Origin of the sequence: uncultured Mailhella sp., from assembly GCF_947631555.1 — a bacterium.
In the GTDB taxonomy this organism is placed as follows: domain Bacteria; phylum Desulfobacterota; class Desulfovibrionia; order Desulfovibrionales; family Desulfovibrionaceae; genus Mailhella.
On sequence record NZ_CANRLT010000006.1, the window covers coordinates 38,916 to 53,905 of the forward strand.

At 57.7% G+C, this 14,990-nt stretch carries 14 protein-coding genes and 2 tRNA genes; 7 read left to right on the forward strand and 9 right to left on the reverse strand.

All coding sequences use genetic code 11. The annotated features are described in order from the left end of the window. Positions 1–12 precede the first annotated feature (12 nt). From Q0Z94_RS01800 to Q0Z94_RS01810, 3 genes are all read right to left on the reverse strand, one after another. Entirely contained in the window at positions 13–2,634 is a 2,622-nt protein-coding gene (locus Q0Z94_RS01800; RefSeq protein WP_298067080.1) for a GNAT family N-acetyltransferase, read from the reverse strand. Positions 2,635–2,891: 257 nt separating this feature from the next. Continuing rightward, a tRNA-Glu gene (locus tag Q0Z94_RS01805) sits at positions 2,892–2,967 on the reverse strand. A gap of 25 nt (positions 2,968–2,992) precedes the next feature. Then, positions 2,993–3,616, reverse strand: a complete 624-nt coding sequence (locus tag Q0Z94_RS01810) for a GDSL-type esterase/lipase family protein (protein WP_298067082.1) — start codon at positions 3,614–3,616, stop codon at positions 2,993–2,995. A 297-nt stretch (positions 3,617–3,913) separates the two neighbouring features. Between Q0Z94_RS01810 and Q0Z94_RS01815 the strand changes: the two genes are divergently transcribed. The 3 genes from Q0Z94_RS01815 to Q0Z94_RS01825 all read left to right on the forward strand — a co-directional run bounded on the left by Q0Z94_RS01815 (position 3,914) and on the right by Q0Z94_RS01825 (position 4,557). Then, positions 3,914–3,990: transfer RNA gene (locus tag Q0Z94_RS01815), tRNA-Arg, on the forward strand. 338 nt (positions 3,991–4,328) lie between these two features. Further along, positions 4,329–4,472, forward strand: coding sequence for a hypothetical protein (locus tag Q0Z94_RS11825; protein WP_366517556.1), 144 nt, complete (start codon positions 4,329–4,331; stop codon positions 4,470–4,472). Further along, positions 4,426–4,557, forward strand: coding sequence for a hypothetical protein (locus tag Q0Z94_RS01825; RefSeq protein WP_298067086.1), 132 nt, complete (start codon positions 4,426–4,428; stop codon positions 4,555–4,557). The genes Q0Z94_RS11825 and Q0Z94_RS01825 overlap by 47 nt, the downstream gene beginning before the upstream one ends. On the opposite strand, the gene Q0Z94_RS01830 is transcribed toward Q0Z94_RS01825, so the two are convergent. Continuing rightward, complete coding sequence (locus Q0Z94_RS01830; protein ID WP_298067089.1) at positions 4,558–4,872, reverse strand: hypothetical protein; 315 nt, start codon at positions 4,870–4,872, stop codon at positions 4,558–4,560. It abuts the gene before it with no gap. Positions 4,873–4,894: 22 nt separating this feature from the next. On the opposite strand from Q0Z94_RS01830, the gene Q0Z94_RS01835 reads away from it, so the two are divergent. Next, positions 4,895–5,395 (forward strand): hypothetical protein, encoded by a 501-nt coding sequence (locus Q0Z94_RS01835; protein ID WP_298067097.1) that lies wholly within the window; start codon positions 4,895–4,897, stop codon positions 5,393–5,395. On the opposite strand, the gene Q0Z94_RS01840 is transcribed toward Q0Z94_RS01835, so the two are convergent. Beyond that, positions 5,379–7,202, reverse strand: a complete 1,824-nt coding sequence (locus Q0Z94_RS01840; RefSeq protein WP_298067104.1) for an ABC transporter transmembrane domain-containing protein — start codon at positions 7,200–7,202, stop codon at positions 5,379–5,381. The genes Q0Z94_RS01835 and Q0Z94_RS01840 overlap by 17 nt on opposite strands. 412 nt (positions 7,203–7,614) lie before the next feature. Between Q0Z94_RS01840 and yfcE the strand changes: the two genes are divergently transcribed. Then, positions 7,615–8,160, forward strand: coding sequence for a phosphodiesterase (gene yfcE, locus Q0Z94_RS01845; RefSeq protein ID WP_298067108.1), 546 nt, complete (start codon positions 7,615–7,617; stop codon positions 8,158–8,160). A gap of 109 nt (positions 8,161–8,269) precedes the next feature. Continuing rightward, positions 8,270–10,270, forward strand: a complete 2,001-nt coding sequence (locus Q0Z94_RS01850; protein ID WP_298067109.1) for an AsmA family protein — start codon at positions 8,270–8,272, stop codon at positions 10,268–10,270. Between the two features lie 149 nt (positions 10,271–10,419). Here the strand turns inward: Q0Z94_RS01850 and Q0Z94_RS01855 are convergent, their stop codons facing one another. The 4 genes from Q0Z94_RS01855 to Q0Z94_RS01870 form a co-directional block, all read right to left on the reverse strand. Then, the gene (locus Q0Z94_RS01855) at positions 10,420–12,870 is read right to left on the reverse strand and encodes an ATP-binding protein (protein ID WP_298067110.1); all 2,451 of its coding nucleotides are present in this window, start codon (positions 12,868–12,870) and stop codon (positions 10,420–10,422) included. A 69-nt stretch (positions 12,871–12,939) separates the two neighbouring features. Further along, complete coding sequence (gene hemC, locus Q0Z94_RS01860; RefSeq protein ID WP_298067114.1) at positions 12,940–13,872, reverse strand: hydroxymethylbilane synthase; 933 nt, start codon at positions 13,870–13,872, stop codon at positions 12,940–12,942. 70 nt (positions 13,873–13,942) lie between these two features. Beyond that, complete coding sequence (locus Q0Z94_RS01865; RefSeq protein ID WP_298067121.1) at positions 13,943–14,179, reverse strand: zinc ribbon domain-containing protein; 237 nt, start codon at positions 14,177–14,179, stop codon at positions 13,943–13,945. 4 nt (positions 14,180–14,183) lie between these two features. Then, positions 14,184–14,795: a D-sedoheptulose 7-phosphate isomerase gene (locus tag Q0Z94_RS01870; protein ID WP_298067124.1), complete on the reverse strand. Its 612-nt coding sequence runs from the start codon at positions 14,793–14,795 to the stop codon at positions 14,184–14,186. Between Q0Z94_RS01870 and Q0Z94_RS01875 the strand changes: the two genes are divergently transcribed. After that, a partial coding sequence (locus tag Q0Z94_RS01875) for a hypothetical protein (RefSeq protein ID WP_298067131.1) occupies positions 14,769–14,990 on the forward strand: 222 nt, incomplete at its 3' end. The genes Q0Z94_RS01870 and Q0Z94_RS01875 overlap by 27 nt on opposite strands.

Below are 14,990 nucleotides of genomic sequence, written 5' to 3' on the forward strand. Positions count from 1 at the left end.
GAGTTCTCCTTGCTACAGGCTCCAGCTCGTCTCTACATGCGGCGCGCAGATGTCCGCATCCCATTTTTTCTTGAAGAAGGTAATGCCGCCGTCGATGCCCAGTCCCAGGTTCAGCCACGTCTGCCCCCGTGCCGCAGCTTCGCGGCTCAGGGCGTCAAGGAGCAGGTCGCTGCCTCCGGGGGGGCAATCCTCAGACCGGAAAGCGAACATGTAAAAGGCTGTGTCCAGCGAGCTGAAATCCCCCACGGCCAGAGCCTTCAGTGCGCCCGAAGCGTCGCGGGCGGAAAGGAGCATGGCGTCCGGTGAGCCTTCCACATACTGCCGCACCCTGCCGAAAATGTGCCGGGTTCCAGGCTCTAGGATGCGCACTTTCAGATAGTGATCAACCAGGGCGTCGTGTTCCGCGCTCCAGGCTTCCTGAACCAGCGACAGGTCGCGCCCGGCGCGGCGGATCATGTTGCGCAGCTTCTGACCTGGCCGGTGCGGAAGGCGTACCCGCCACCAGGCATCGCGGGTGATCACCGCGTTCGCGGGAGCGCAGGGAGGCACCACGGGAGCCAGCACTGTGATGCGCTTCAGCTCCGGCATGGCCAGGGCACAGGACACGGCGCGATCCAGCCGGACGGCAAAATCTGGTCCCTGCATGTCCACGGCCGAGGCCTCGTCACCGGAAGGAAAGCCCACCAGCACGATATTCCCCGGTGAAGTCCAGGCGGCGAACCCTTCGCAGTCCTTGAGCGTATGCCCGGAGACCGCCTTCACATAGGCCGGAATCTGTTCGGGCACAAAGGCACGCGCGCCGAGATCCGCCAGAGCCCGCCCAGAAGACGGCCCGCGGACGGCGGTATGGACGCGGCTCTTCCGCTCTATGGGCGGCGCGGCCTGCCGGGCTGGAGCGGCGAAGGCAGGCGCATCGGGATTCCCGGGCAGCACCACATCGGGATCACGGCGAATCCAGGCGCTGAAGCGGTGCTTCAGTGTGGGCAGCTCCCGAATGACGGTGAATCCGTCCTCGGCCAGCATACGGCGCAGGTTGACCATGTGCGCCGTCCCCACAAAGACGGCCGTTCCGCCCCGTTCGATATACGGGCGCATGCGCTCCCGGAAGCGCTGGTCACGCACACTGATAATCGTTCCGGTGCGGGTGGGAAATTCCGCGCTGGTTCCCATCATGCCCATGAGGTCTCCGGCCAGATAGCGGGAACGGTTGCGCCGCATGAGCTTCGGCCACTGGCGGCAGCCCTTGATGAAGCGCACGATGCGATCCATGGGGGCGGATTCCAGAGAGGCGATCTGCTCTGCCAGCGACTCCATGCCCATGACCGACTTGCCCATGTCCAGCGCCGTGTCCCAGACTTCCATGTCCACGGAACGGTCCCAGCCGTTGCGCTCCAGAAACGCCGTCCACAGGGCAAAGAAGGCGTACCACTGGCGGCTGTTCTGCAGCACATCACGCACATCCAGCGTGCGGGGCTTCTGCCGGCCGGCCAGCCGTGCCCAGAACCCCTCAGGCCCGTAGACCGTGCGTTCCGCACGCAGCACATCCTCTTCCGTCAGATGCCGGATGACGCGGTCCGCATCCGGTTCCGGAGATCGTCCGATACGGGCCACCTCATCCATGCTCTCTTCGTCGATCGGCCCTTCCAGAAGTACGGTGTCGACCTTTTCAAACAGGCGGCGCAGCGAAAGCTCGAAGGAGCAGCAGAAAAAATGCGCAGAACCTCCGATCCACGACGTGCGGCCGTTCTTTTCCAGACGCCAGAGCATGGCGTGTTCCCGCTGTTCCGGCAGCGTGTCGAAGAATTTCCACATGGAGACGCCGGGAGCCCCCATGACCGCCTGCATGAGTACCCTGGCCACATCCTCCCGTTCTTCCTGCCAGGAGGCCAGATGATAGGCTGCGCCCCGCACACCGCCCCATTTGAGCTTGAAGCGGGTGATGCCTTCGTTCACGCCCAGTCCGAGCAGGATTTCAGACTTGCCCTCGGCCCGTGCCCGTTCCAGCATCTCGGCAAAGAGCAGATCCGGGGCATGGGGTGTGTAGTGCACCTTGGAATGTGCGCCCAGAATATAGCCCACATGCCCGGGCAGGGAATATTCCAGAACCAGACAGGCGGCCAGGTGTCCTTCCCCGTCCCAGGCGTTGAGCAGGCGCAGTCCAGGATCGGCGCGCAGAGCCGCTGCCGTGCTTGTGTAGAGCTGACGTATGCGCGGAGGCAGCGGCACCCGACCCATGAATTCCATCCAGAGCCTGCGGTGTTCCGCCGTGAACTCCCGGGTCTCATCCACCGTCAACCGCTCCCGCGCATGGCGTACCGGCCCGCGCAGACGCGGCGGAACGGGCGCGTCTGCGGCCAGCGTGTAGTAGACGTCGCGGTCCTGCTCGTGACTGCGGAGCCGGGGCGGAAGCTCCGGAGCGATAAGGAAGCAGTCCGTGGCTCCCGTGCGGCGGACGGCCTCCTGAAGCGCCTTTTCCAGACGCGCGGTCTCTGCCTCACCCACCTGCGGGTAGCCAATGGCCATGAGCCAGTCCTCTCCGGCAACGAAGAGGTAGCCGTCGATGTCAAAGGCCGTGCCCCCTGACAGGGCTTCCAGAAGGGAACGGGAATGTTCGGGAACAACATATGCGGCCATGGCGAAACTCCTGCGAATGATCGGCATGAGTGTGACACAGAGCGGCAGACTGGTAAAGTCTCCCGTTAACCCGAAAAGACAGTCACAGGAATGGAAAAATTCGCCGTACTTTTTTTGGGGAGGGAAATTCTTCCAGAGCTTTTCGTCCTCCCGGGTACCATCGGACGAGACTGGATTCCGGGAAACCATACCCGAAGAAAAAAAATAAAGAATGCCAAGGTCTTTTGAACGCTGGCATTCTTTATTGTATCCAAATTTGGTGTCACCAACGGGATTTGAACCCGTCTTGGAGGCTTGAGAGGCCTCTGTCCTAACCGGATAGACGATGGTGACGTGTCGCAGACTCGACGGGAGAAATCTAGCTGTGCCTGCCCTGCCTGTCAAGCGATTTTTCTCCAAGCCAGTCAAAAACGACAGGGGACTGCACCAGGAGATTTGCGATTTGTTCATTGCCCGCAGCCCCGGGATGGACGCCGTCGCTGAGGTCGTCCAGATACCCGCCCTGCATAAGCGGATGATACACATCGATAAACAAGGCTCCCACGGCGGCGCAAATCGCCGCGTACGCCGTGCAGAGCGCACCAAGCCTCTGATTATGTTCGGCATCCTTGACCGGCGGCGCACTCATGAGAGCCACAGAGCCATACGCACCGGCACCCTGAAGAATATCCCTTGCGCAGGCGGCCGATTCCCCGATGGGAATATTCATCGCGCCGCGCGGCGCGGCCATATCCACGATACCAAAGCAGAAAAGCAGGTACGCGGGAACGCCTTCCATGGCGCGGCTCCTGTACTCTGCTTCCCAGCGTTCAAGGATCATGCGGCTGGAATGTCTGCGCACTCCCAGGTTGTAGAAAGTATCCGGGCTTTTCAGAAGTCCGGCCTTTTCCGCTTTGCCGGCGAAGCGGGCTACCCAGCCTCCGGCCGGCGCATCATTCACCCCAAGCGTTACTGAATCGCCGAAAAAATAGCATAGCTTCATGATGAGACCTTATGCTGACTGTTACGCAAGTACCATGTTTATCCTAGCCTTTTTTCCGTTTTCTGCCAACAGCCGGCTTGCCGGGAGCTGCCCATAAAAACTTGCAAAATGCCAGTGAATTACCGTTGTACTTTCTTTTACCAGCACTTGTGCCTCCTGCCAGACGGCGCTCTGCCTCTCAAAAAAACGCCGTCCTTCAAAAAACCATCTTGGCGGAAAGATGAACTGGAGAAAATTTTCCACCGTGGGCCATGGCTCTTGACAAAGCCTTTGCTTCGACACTAGTTTTGCCCTTGTGTCCTCGTAGCTCAGCCGGATAGAGCGACAGCCTCCTAAGCTGTAGGCCGCGTGTTCGACTCACGCCGGGGACACCAGAATAAAATCAAGGGGTTGGGTGCAAAGACGCCTAACCCCTTTTGCATATTCCTTTTTTCAACCCTATTTCCACCCTTCAAGGGAAAATTATGGTGCGTGCGATGGCGCACGAAAAATGAGAAGGAAAGGATTTGAGAAAAGAGCAAACAAAAAAAGCCGCCCTTCTGTGGCCTTGGCATTGGCGCTATTCCTATCAAAATGCCGTTTCAGGAAAAACTTCCAAAAAATTTCTCTTTCACTGAACGCCGGCACCTGCAGCTTCCTCGACTGTCCCGTGAAGGACGGGGACGACCTCAAGGGCGAAGCCGTGCTCCTGGCCCGGCTCTGCGGCATGAACATGGAAGACTTCCGCAAGCTCGACGTCGAAGACTACCAGCAGGTGCAGAAATGCTATCTGCGATTTCACCTCGGAGCTGATGACGCGGAAGGAGGCCATGCGGCTGTGCGTGATTCTGTCCCGTCTGACGGGATGGGGGCTTGATGACGTGCGGAGTGTGAAGGCGTGTGAAGTGAAGGACTGGCTGGACGCCGCTCTTGAGGTGGAAAAGGCCATGACCGGGAAGTGATCAGGGGATGGGGATGGATAGAAACTCTCTTATGTCCTTGAGCGAGTCAAGCAGCTCCTGGCGTTTGCGGGCTTCCGGACTCTTTTCCCACTCCTTCCGCTCCCGTGCCTTCCATTCCGGCCGCCACTTGCGCAGGCGGAAATAGTCTGCGCAAGTGCAGGCCGCATAGTAAACATAGCCGGACCACATAAACAGGTAGATCAGAGCTTTAAGAACTCCAAACAGGAAATAAAGCACAAGCCAGAGCACACACAGCCCCACCAGCAGCCCCAGAACTCCCATAACCAGCCAGACTGCAAGCATGTCCCAGTCCATTCACTTTCCCTCGGAGTAAACGATGTCCAAAACGTTAGGTATAGGTTTCGTCATCGGCGCTACGGTTGCCGCCACGGTCAATTCTGCCTTTACCACAGTCTCCAATAAAATCAAGCAGACACAGGCAGACATGGGCAAAGCCAGGCAGGAAATGGCCGCCCTGAACAAGGCCATGACGCTCAGGGATAAGCGGAACACGGTGCTGGCGCAGTATAAAAGCTCCGGGGGAAGCGATGCAAAACTCCGCAGCCAGCTGAAGGCGGTTTCGGTAGCCTATGCCAGGGCCAAAAGCGAAGCCCTCAAATACGGGGCCGCCGTGGCCGACTGGGAGGCCAGGCATAAGAAGGCCGTTGCCACGCTGGAAGCGTTTTCGGGCAAGAAAAAGCTTCTGTTCTCCATGCAGGCGGAACAGAACAGGCGCGGCGAGCTGCGGCAGAACCTCGTGGGCGATGTGGCCAGAGTCATGGCCGTGGCGTTTTTTGCAAGACTTCCGCTGAACGAAAAAACTATCGATTCAGACTGACCTTTCCTGTACCTGTTTGTGCGTCAGCATGATGCTTTTGGGGGTTCTTGAACTGCATCTCATAGAGTGTACGATACTGACCGTGAGGTATATTCATCAATTCCTCGTGCGTGCCAAGTTCAGCAAGGTTGCCCTCATTGATAACGGCAATACGATCGGCATTCTTTACTGTAGAAAGCCGATGGGCAATGACAAACACCGTCTTGTCTTTCATAAGGTTATCAATAGCCATCTGTACGATTTCCTCAGACTTGTTATCCAATGCGGAAGTTGCTTCGTCAAGGATAACAATGGGAGCGTTTTTAAGAAAAGCCCGTGCTATGGCCACGCGCTGTTTCTGCCCCCCTGAAAGAAGGACGCCTCTTTCACCAATATAAGTGTTTACTCCGTCTTTCAAAGATTTAATAAAATCAGTCAGACAGGCATTATGCAATGCTTCCTCAACATCCTCATCTGTAGCGTTAGGGTTACCAAGAAGAATATTCTCTTTAATGGTTCCTTCAAAAAGAAAATTATCCTGAAAGACGATAGCAATAGAATCGCGTAATTCCTTCAGACTTACATCCCGAATATCAACACCGTCAATTTTTATGCTTCCTTTTGTTACGTCATAAAAGCGCGGCAACAGGCTGACGAGGGTACTTTTTCCTCCCCCTGAATTTCCTACGAGTGCAAGCATCTCGCCAACACGAACGTTAAGATTGATGTTATGGAGAACCTCAGCACCTTTAGTGTATTCAAAACAGACATTCTCAAAACTTATTCCATGCGTTATGGCAGGAAGGCTGACAGGGTTTTCTTTTTCGATGAGGGTTGATGGGCGATCCAAAGTTTTAAAGACTCGATCTATCGCCAGAAAAGAATACTGCACAGAGAGCGCCACATTGCCGATATTCTTGAGTGGGGTGTAGAGCATGAGGAGTGCTGTAATAAAGGAGACGAAGTTGCCTGGCGAAATATTTCCCTGAACAATAAGCCAGCTTCCAAAAGCTATGGCAAGACCAAGTCCAACGGAAACAACAAAGTGCGTAAACGGAGTTATCCATGCAGTACGTCGTGTCATAGCCATTATGAGATCAAATATATTATTAAGAAGATCTTTAAAATGATTTTTCTGATAGTCTTGAAGATTATATGCCGATATTGTTCTATTACCAGCAAATGTTTCATTGTAAATAGTGTTAATCTGAAATATACATGCATTATTTTTGTTGACCAATGTCTTAAGTAACTTTTTTATTTTAGTAAGAGGCGCCACTGCAACAAACAGAATCACTATTGCCAATATGGAAAGCTGCCAGGAATTATAAATCAATACGAATACAAGGGCAACAGAGGAGCATATTCTGGTAGTAAAACTTTTGAGATTTCCCAAAAGTCCGGAGCATGCAAATTCAGCATCAGAATTAAAACGGAAAAGAATCTCACCGGAGGTAGAAGTATCAAAAAATGCAGGTTCTATTTCTACAAGTTTTTCATAGAGTCTGGTTTTCAATCCAAACGTGAGTTTGCCGCCCACCCAGGCGTTGAGATACGTTCCCGCAAAATTCAGCAGCCCCTGTATGCTCGTGAACCCCACGATGAGAAGAGGGATGTACCACGGGGATTCCATGTTTTTTCCCACAACTACAATATCCGTATAGGGTTTCAGAAAAAGCGCAATGGCGGCGTCAAGACTGCCAACGGGGACACAGATGACCAGAGAAAGCAGTGCCCTGAACCAAAACGGACGAACGAGAGGCCACATCCGACAGACGCTAGTAACAACCTGAAAAGATTTGAAAAATTCTTTTGAGAAAACTTTCATCAAAACTCCTCTATTCTCAGCAGTCCACGCCTGTCCTTGGAGAATCTCCAGCGGATGTCCGCTTTATACCACATACAACCCGGCACTGAGGCTCGTTTCAAGCTGACACAAACCTGCAACATCCAAAAGTTTCAGGGGTATGCCTGAGACTGGCAACCACCCCTTGCTGAATCAAAATTTGCTGTTTTCTAAAAATACCTGATCAGTCCGCAAAAGTCCATAGCGAGCAGCCTGGCAAGTTTTTCTGCCATGAGGTCTCCAAAAAAACAAAAAGCTCCCCCCTTGTTTTCCCTTGCGCTTTTTCTCAGCCCCGGTTAAGCGTGATCCATAGACTTGGTCACGCTCGGCAAAACTTTAAGCAACACACCGTCCTCGCTGAACTGCTGCAAGCTCCCTTTTGGAAAAATTCACCATGAGAATCATGATCGCCTCCGACATTCACGGCTCCGCCCGCTGGTGCAAACTCCTGCTGGAGTCCTTCGAGGACGAACGGGCCGACCGCCTGCTGCTCCTTGGCGACCTCCTCTATCACGGCCCCCGCAACAGCTTCCCCGACGACTACGCTCCTCAGAAAGTCCTGGCCATGCTCAACACCCTCGCGCCAAGCCTGCTCTGTGTGCGCGGGAACTGCGACAGCGACGTGGATCAGATGGTTCTGAAGTTCCCCATCCTCGCCGAATACGGAGTCCTCACCCTGGGAAAACGTCTCGTCTACGTTACGCACGGCCACACGTTCAACACAAAGAAGCATCCGCCCCTCATGCCGGGCGACATTCTCCTGCACGGGCACACGCACATTCCGGCGTGGGACGACTTCGGTGACGGCAACCTTTACCTCAATCCCGGTTCCGTTTCCCTGCCCAAGGGGGATTCGGTTCACAGCTACATGACGCTGGAAGGGGCGACGTTCCTCTGGAAAGAACTGGGCGGCTCCGTCTATCACAGGCTGGAAGCGTAAGACGCTCCCGCGGCCTTGCACCAAAAAATCCGGCATTCTCACGGTGTTGCCGGAAAAAGACAATCGTGTATCCTGAGTTACAGCTTGAAGGCAGCAGAAGGAGGCGCGCATGAAAAAGATCCTTTACTGGTTCGGAGGCATAGCTATTGTACTCGCCACAGGAGCATTTGCGGCCGTTCAGCTGATCGATGCTGCCTTCATCGGCGAAAAAATTTCCGCTGCGGTGAAAGACGCCACGGGAACGCCTCTTGAATTTTCCTCCGCACCGTCTGTCACGCTTCTGCCTCCTGGCCTCGCGTTCGATGAAGTCCGCTGGGAGGCCGTAACGGACGGAAAAGGCGCGCGCTTTGTGGCAAAAGGCGGAAGTGCGCGCGTAGCGCTTGCTCCGCTCCTGCATGGCTCTCTGGTGATCGCCGAAGTGACGCTGGACACCCCTGCCGTTGACGCATTCCTGCCCGAATCCCAAGCCGTGCCTGAAACAGACGCACACTCTTCCGCATCAGGGGAAACTACGGAACTGCCAACATCCCTGCCCTTCGCGCTGGAAAAACTGACGGTGAACAGAGGAAGCCTCTCCTGTACCCTGGGTGCACAGCGTTACCGTATCAAGGACTTCAATCTCTCCGTTCTCAACCTGCGCAGCGATGAGGACGCCGATCTCTCCTGTGCCTTCAGCTACGCCCTTTCCCTGATGGACGAAGAAATGAGCGGCGATCTTGCCCTCTCCGCCAAGGCCAATCTGTTCACGGCCAGCCCCTCCGTCCGTGAGGTATCTCTCAAACTGACGCCCCGCGGCTCCACGCTTCCAGCAACTCTCGGTCCATTACAGCTCAGCGGAGGCGCGAACTTCGACCCGCAGACGCAGCTTCTGTCGCTGAAAGACCTCTCCATGACGCTGCCCACCGCCAGTACGGACTTCAGTGGAACGATCAACCTGAAAGACCTGTCGGCGCAGGGAGCGTTCCGTCTGAACGCCCCGCCGCGCGCTCTGGCCGCCCTGTTCGGGATAACGCTGCCCGCCCGCGACCCGGATCGCTTCGTACTCAAGGGAAACATCGCGGCCTCGAAGCGAAGCCTCGCGCTTTCAGGCATGGCAGGAACTCTGGATGATACTCCGCTCAAGTCCGATCTGAGCCTCGCCTTCGGAGACGTCCCTTCCGTAAAGGGAACACTGAGCGTGGGGGATGCGGATCTGGATGCCCTTCTGCCTCAACCTTCCGCCCAGAAAAAATCCGCCCAGGAAAAATCCGCCCAGAAAAAGCCCCGCACGGAAAATTCCGAGCAGCAAAAGGCTGCCGCCCAGCAAGACCGTCTTCTGCCGGTTCTTGACCTTGGCATGGATATGGCCTCGCTGCACTGGCACGGACTGAAGGCTCGGGACATTCAGCTCGTCCTCCGCGGCGCTCAGGGGAAGTACACTCTGGAAAAGTTTGCGGTCTCACTGGAAAGCGGCGGAACGCTGACCTCATCCGGGCGCGCGGATCTGAACAGCGGCGACTCTTCCCTCGTGCTCAGCGCAAAAGACTTCCGCATCGGACCCATTATGGAAGCTCTGGGGAAGGGACGCGACGTTGAAGGAACGGCGCACGCTGAGGCCAGCCTGACGGCAAGCGGCAAAAGCGTTGAAGCACTCATGGCCAGCCTTTCCGGTTCGGGCAAGCTGAGTGCCGGGGACCTCAATGTCAGGGCTTTGACGGAAACGCTGCAAAGCGTGCCGGTGTTCAAGAATATCGCGTCTTCGGCCTTCGCCCAAGTGAATGCACCCTTCACGGCCTCCAAGGGCATTCTGACCTTCTCTCCGGTGACGGCCACCTCGGAAGCGTTCAAGGCCAGGGCCACCGCCACGGTCAACCTGCCCAGGCAGTACCTGCAGGGTGCGGTCACTGTCAGCGCCTTGGGAATGGACGTACCCGTCAACATTGAGGGTCCGCTGGTGAACCTCTCGTATTCTCTGGATCCCCGCTTCACCGTGAACGTTCTCAAGGGCGTGGGTGAAGCCGTCCTGAACGGAGGAAAAGATGCCGGTTCTCTTGCCGTGGACACGGGCAAGGACACTGAAAAGGCCGTCAAGGACGTGGGCAGGGCACTCAAAAGCCTGTTCCGCCGCTAACCGCGCTGCGTAACAAAAAACACGCTCCGCTGAAACGCTTCCGCCTTTCAGGGCTGGGCTGCGGCGTTCCTTTTCTTAAAGTCCGTCAGGTGAGTCAGTGTTCCGGGAAACGACCTCCGCAGGACTTCGACTCTTCCCCGGAAACGCCGTCAGGCTCTTCTTCGCGTCCGCGTCTTGAAGCTGTGTTCCGCAAGCCAGCCCAGCTCCTGAAGCCGGACGTCCACCTTGTCGAACAGGGAGCCGCGGGTGAACGAGCCGTTCTTCAGACGGCGGCCTGCGGGGAGACCTGTAAGCAGTTCCAGGGCTTCGCTGATGTGTGTCACCGGATAGATGGCGAAGCGGCCTGTGCGCACCGCCTCGACAACCTGCTCGTCCAGCATGAGATGTTCAACGTTGTCCCGCGGCAGAATAACGCCCTGCTCCCCTGTCAGGCCGCGGCGTGAACAGAGCTGAAAGAAGCCCTCGATCTTGCGGGTGACGCCGCCCACGGCCATAATTTGTCCCGACTGGCTCACCGCGCCGGTGAATGCCAGAGAAAGGCGGATGGGCACATCGGATATCGCTGAAAGCAGCGCCGCCAGCTCCGCGCCGGAAGCGGAATCGCCCTCAATGCCGGTATAGCTCTGCTCAAAACAGAGACTGCCGGTGAGGACGAGTGGCTTGTTGTACGCGAACTGCGCCGTCAGGTAACTCTTCAGAATCATCATGGCCTTGGTGTGGATAGGGCCGCCCAGCTCTGCCTCGCGCTCAAGATCGATGATGCCTCCGTGCCCGACGCCCACGGTACAGGAAATCTGGTGCGGCAAACCAAATTCATATGCTCCGCTCATGGTGACGGCCAGCCCGTTCACCCGCCCGACTTCTGCGCCGGTTGTGCGGATCTTGATAAGATCGCGGTCGTACTCCTCCATGAACAGTTCTTCCACAAAGTCCGAGCGGCGGCGGCGAGCCTTGAGCGCGGTCTGAAGGCAGTCCGCATCCACCATATCCAGCCCGCGCATGGAGGCCGTTGCCGAGGCTTCGATGAGCGTCTCCCGCATGAGCGGAAAACGCAGCGAGAGCTTGCGGTGATCTTCGCACAGTTCCGAGCCGTGATCCACAAGGCCTGCCAGCGCCTCTCTGGAGAAGGGCAGCAAGTCGGCTTCGTCCATGATGCGGGCCAGACGGCAGAGCCAGGAACGCACGGAAGCCGCCGTGCGCTCCGTCTCCGAAACCATCTGCGCCTTAATCTTGAACAGCTTGGAAAACCGTTCGTCCCGCTCCAGAAGTGCCTCGTAAAGCTCATCGTCGCCGATGAGAATAACCTTGACGTTCAGCGGAAGAGGCTCTGGCTCGATGCCCTTGACCCGTGAGGTATCATACATGTCAAGGTCTTCAATACGCGCCACGCCGGAGCGCAGGGCACGCACCAGTCCTTCCCAGGCGCCGGGGTTTGCCAGCACGTCACCGGCGTGCAGGATGAGATAACCGCCGTTGGCGCGATGCAGCGCACCTGCCTTGATGAGCGTGAAATCCGTGACCAGCGCACCCATCTCCGACTCTCTCTCTATCGCGCCCAGCAGATTGGAGAAGGTCGGATGATTTTCCACCACCACGGGCGCCCCGTGGGTTTGCCCGTTGTCCACCAGAACATGTACCTCATAGCGGTACAGTCCGGCTTCGACCGGAGTCTGGGAAGCGTCGGGACGTGCGCCGGCAAACAGCATCTCGCGGGGCAGAAAGGCTTCGGGATGCTGGAGAATGTCCCGGCGCAGGCTGTCAAAAAAAACATCCAGTGCGTCACCGCCGCTCCCGCATCCGGCAATGCGGCAGGCTTTTTCCCGCACTGGCAGGACAAAACGGTCAAAGGCTGAGGCCAGCACGTCTTCTTCAAGCTTTTTTTCTTTCTGACGAAATTCCTTTTCCAGCAGGGCAAGGCGGTGCACCTGCGGCCCCATGCGCTGAAGCAGGTGATCGCCCTTGCGCTTTACGCTGCGGCGGGTGACGGCGTCCACATGGGCCAGTTCTTCATCGCTCATGCGTTTGCCGTCTATCAGCGGAAACAGGGAAAGGCTGCCCGGATCGTCTGCTTCCAGAGCGAAGCCGCTGGCTTCGGCCAGGGATTCCAGCTCCTCGACTATGGCCGAGCGCTTCTTCTGAAAACGTTCCAGAGCCTCGCTGCGGAGAGCAGAAAAGGCTTCCGAATCCATCTGGCCGGGCATGGTCTCGTGAAGCTGGCGCAGCGCCCCGGACAGCGCCTTTTTGAGCTGCCGCCCCTGCCCCGCAGGAAGCTGGATGAGGATGGGGCGGTCTTCATCCTCAAAATTATTGACATACAGAATATCCGGGGGAGTGGCCTCGTGCCGGGCCATCTCGTCGAGCATCTCACAGACCATATAGGTGCGGCCAAGGTCGGGAGAGCCGGAAACATAGACATTATAGCCAGAGCTGCGGACATGCAGAGCCAGCTCCAGAGCTTCAAGCGCACGAACCTGCGCCGGGCGGCGGCGTCCCTTTCTGGGAATGAGCCGGCTGTCCTCCCAGGGGATGCGTTCCACGGACCAGCGAGGGTGGAGCTTATCAGCGGGGAGCGATGGTATCGAACGAAGAGCAGGACTCATGCAGATTCCTCACAAAGAGCGGCTCCCAATCGTCAGAAAGGGTAAAAAGCAGGGCGGCACGGGAGCCTGTCACTCTGCAGAATACAATTCACGGAGAACGGCGCCGGCGCCCTGATTCAGCAGTTCTTCTGCCAATGCCGTGCCCAGGTTCCCGGCAGACTCCGGCGCTGCGCGGCCCCGCCTCTCGCCGCGGAAGATTTTTTGGCCCTGTGGGTCGGCCACAAGACCGGAAAGCGTCAGCTCCTCCCCGTTCAGGACGGCATGCGCCGCAATGGGAACCTGACATCCGCCGTCCAGCCGGCGCAGAAAGGCGCGTTCCGCAGACACACAGAGGCGCGTGGGCTCGTGTTCAAGAAAGGCAACAGAGGACTGAACGTCCTCGCGGCCGGCGCGGATCTCCACGCCAAGTGCGCCCTGCCCCACGGCGGGCAGGAAGGCCGGAGGCGCAAGCTCCTCCTGAAACGATGCGGCGAGACCAAGCCGCTTCACTCCAGCGCTGGCCAGAATCACGGCATCGTACCGGCCTTCCTTCATTTTGCGCAAGCGCGTTTCCACGTTGCCGCGCAGCATCGTAACCTGAAGATCGGGACGCAGCGCGAGCACCTGGGCCTGACGGCGCAAAGAGCTTGTGCCCACAACTGCGCCTCTGGGCAGGCTATGCAGCGCAGCGTATTTTTCCGAAAGAAAAAGATCCGTGCAGATCTCCCGTTCCGGCACCGCTCCCAGCACAAGACCTTCCGGCAGAATCATGGGCACGTCCTTCATGCTGTGAACAGCAAGGTCGGCCTGACCGGAGAGCAGCGCCTCTTCGATTTCCTTGACGAACAGCCCCTTGCCGCCCACCTTGGCCAGCGGCACGTCCAGAATCACGTCGCCTCTGGTCTTGAGGACGAGCAGATCCACGTCCAAAGCGGGATACCGCTGCCGGAGCTGGGAGCGGATATGCTCAGCCTGCCACAGAGCCAGCGCGCTGCCCCGCGTTGCGATGACCATTTTTTTCATGAAAAGGCTCCGAACATCCAGAGAGCGGCCTTCCCCCCGCAAGCTGCCGGAGAAGGCCGGAAAAAACGCCTCAGTGCCCGCAGGTGGCGCAGCTGCCGCCGGAGCAGCCGGCGCAGCCCCCGGAACAGCCTCCGGACGGGACGGGAGCACCGCTGTCTCCGCTCGAACCGTAATGGCAGCAGCAGCGGGAAATCAGCTTTTCCGTTTCCGCAGAGCGGCAGACCGGGCAGGCAGGAACTTCGCCCCCGGATACCAGTTCTTCAAAGGTGTGTCCGCAGGTTTTGCAGCGATATTCATAAATAGGCATGGAACTATTCTCCTCTACGGCTCGTGAGAGCCTGCACGTTTTCAAAAAGATACCAGTCGATAAGACGACACAGAAGGTGCATACAGGCTTCATGCATCTCCTGAATAAGCGGCGTGTTCGTGCCGGGCACGTCCAGCAGATGATCACAGAGTTCGGCCATCCTGCCGCCTCCGCGCCCGGTCAGACCTATCGTTACCATGCCGAGGGCACGGGCGGCCGCCAGGGCCTTTACCACGTTGGCGCTGTTCCCGGACGTGGAAAAGGCCACGAGAACATCGCCCTCCTTTCCCAATCCGTTCACCTGACGGGCGAAAACCTCATCGTAGCCGTAGTCGTTGCCCACGGCCGTAAGCGCGGACGTGTCCACCGTCAGCGCCACTGCAGGCAGAGAAGGCCGTTCCAGCAGAAAGCGGCCCAAGAGTTCGCCGGTCATATGCTGGGCGTCCGCCGCGCTGCCGCCGTTGCCGCAGACCAGTATCTTGCCGCCGCGGGCAAGGCATCCCGCCATGGTCAGCGCCGCAGCGTTAAGTACGGGCGCGCAGCTCTCCAGAAAGGAAACACGCAGGCGAGCGCCTTCTTCGGCATAGTCATGGATGAAGTCGAGGGCGTTATTCATGGCAGCTCCGCAGGGTTGGCGTTCAATGTTCAGACAGGGCAACGATCCGCATCTTCTGAATGTTGGACTTTACTCCAATCTTTCCCCTCTGACAATGGCAAGGCTCCGGCTCCGGCGGCAGACAGTTTTCTGATTGCAGGCGGGCTGGCTTTGACGTACAAGAAAGACATGTGCGCCTATTCCCGCTTTCTCCTG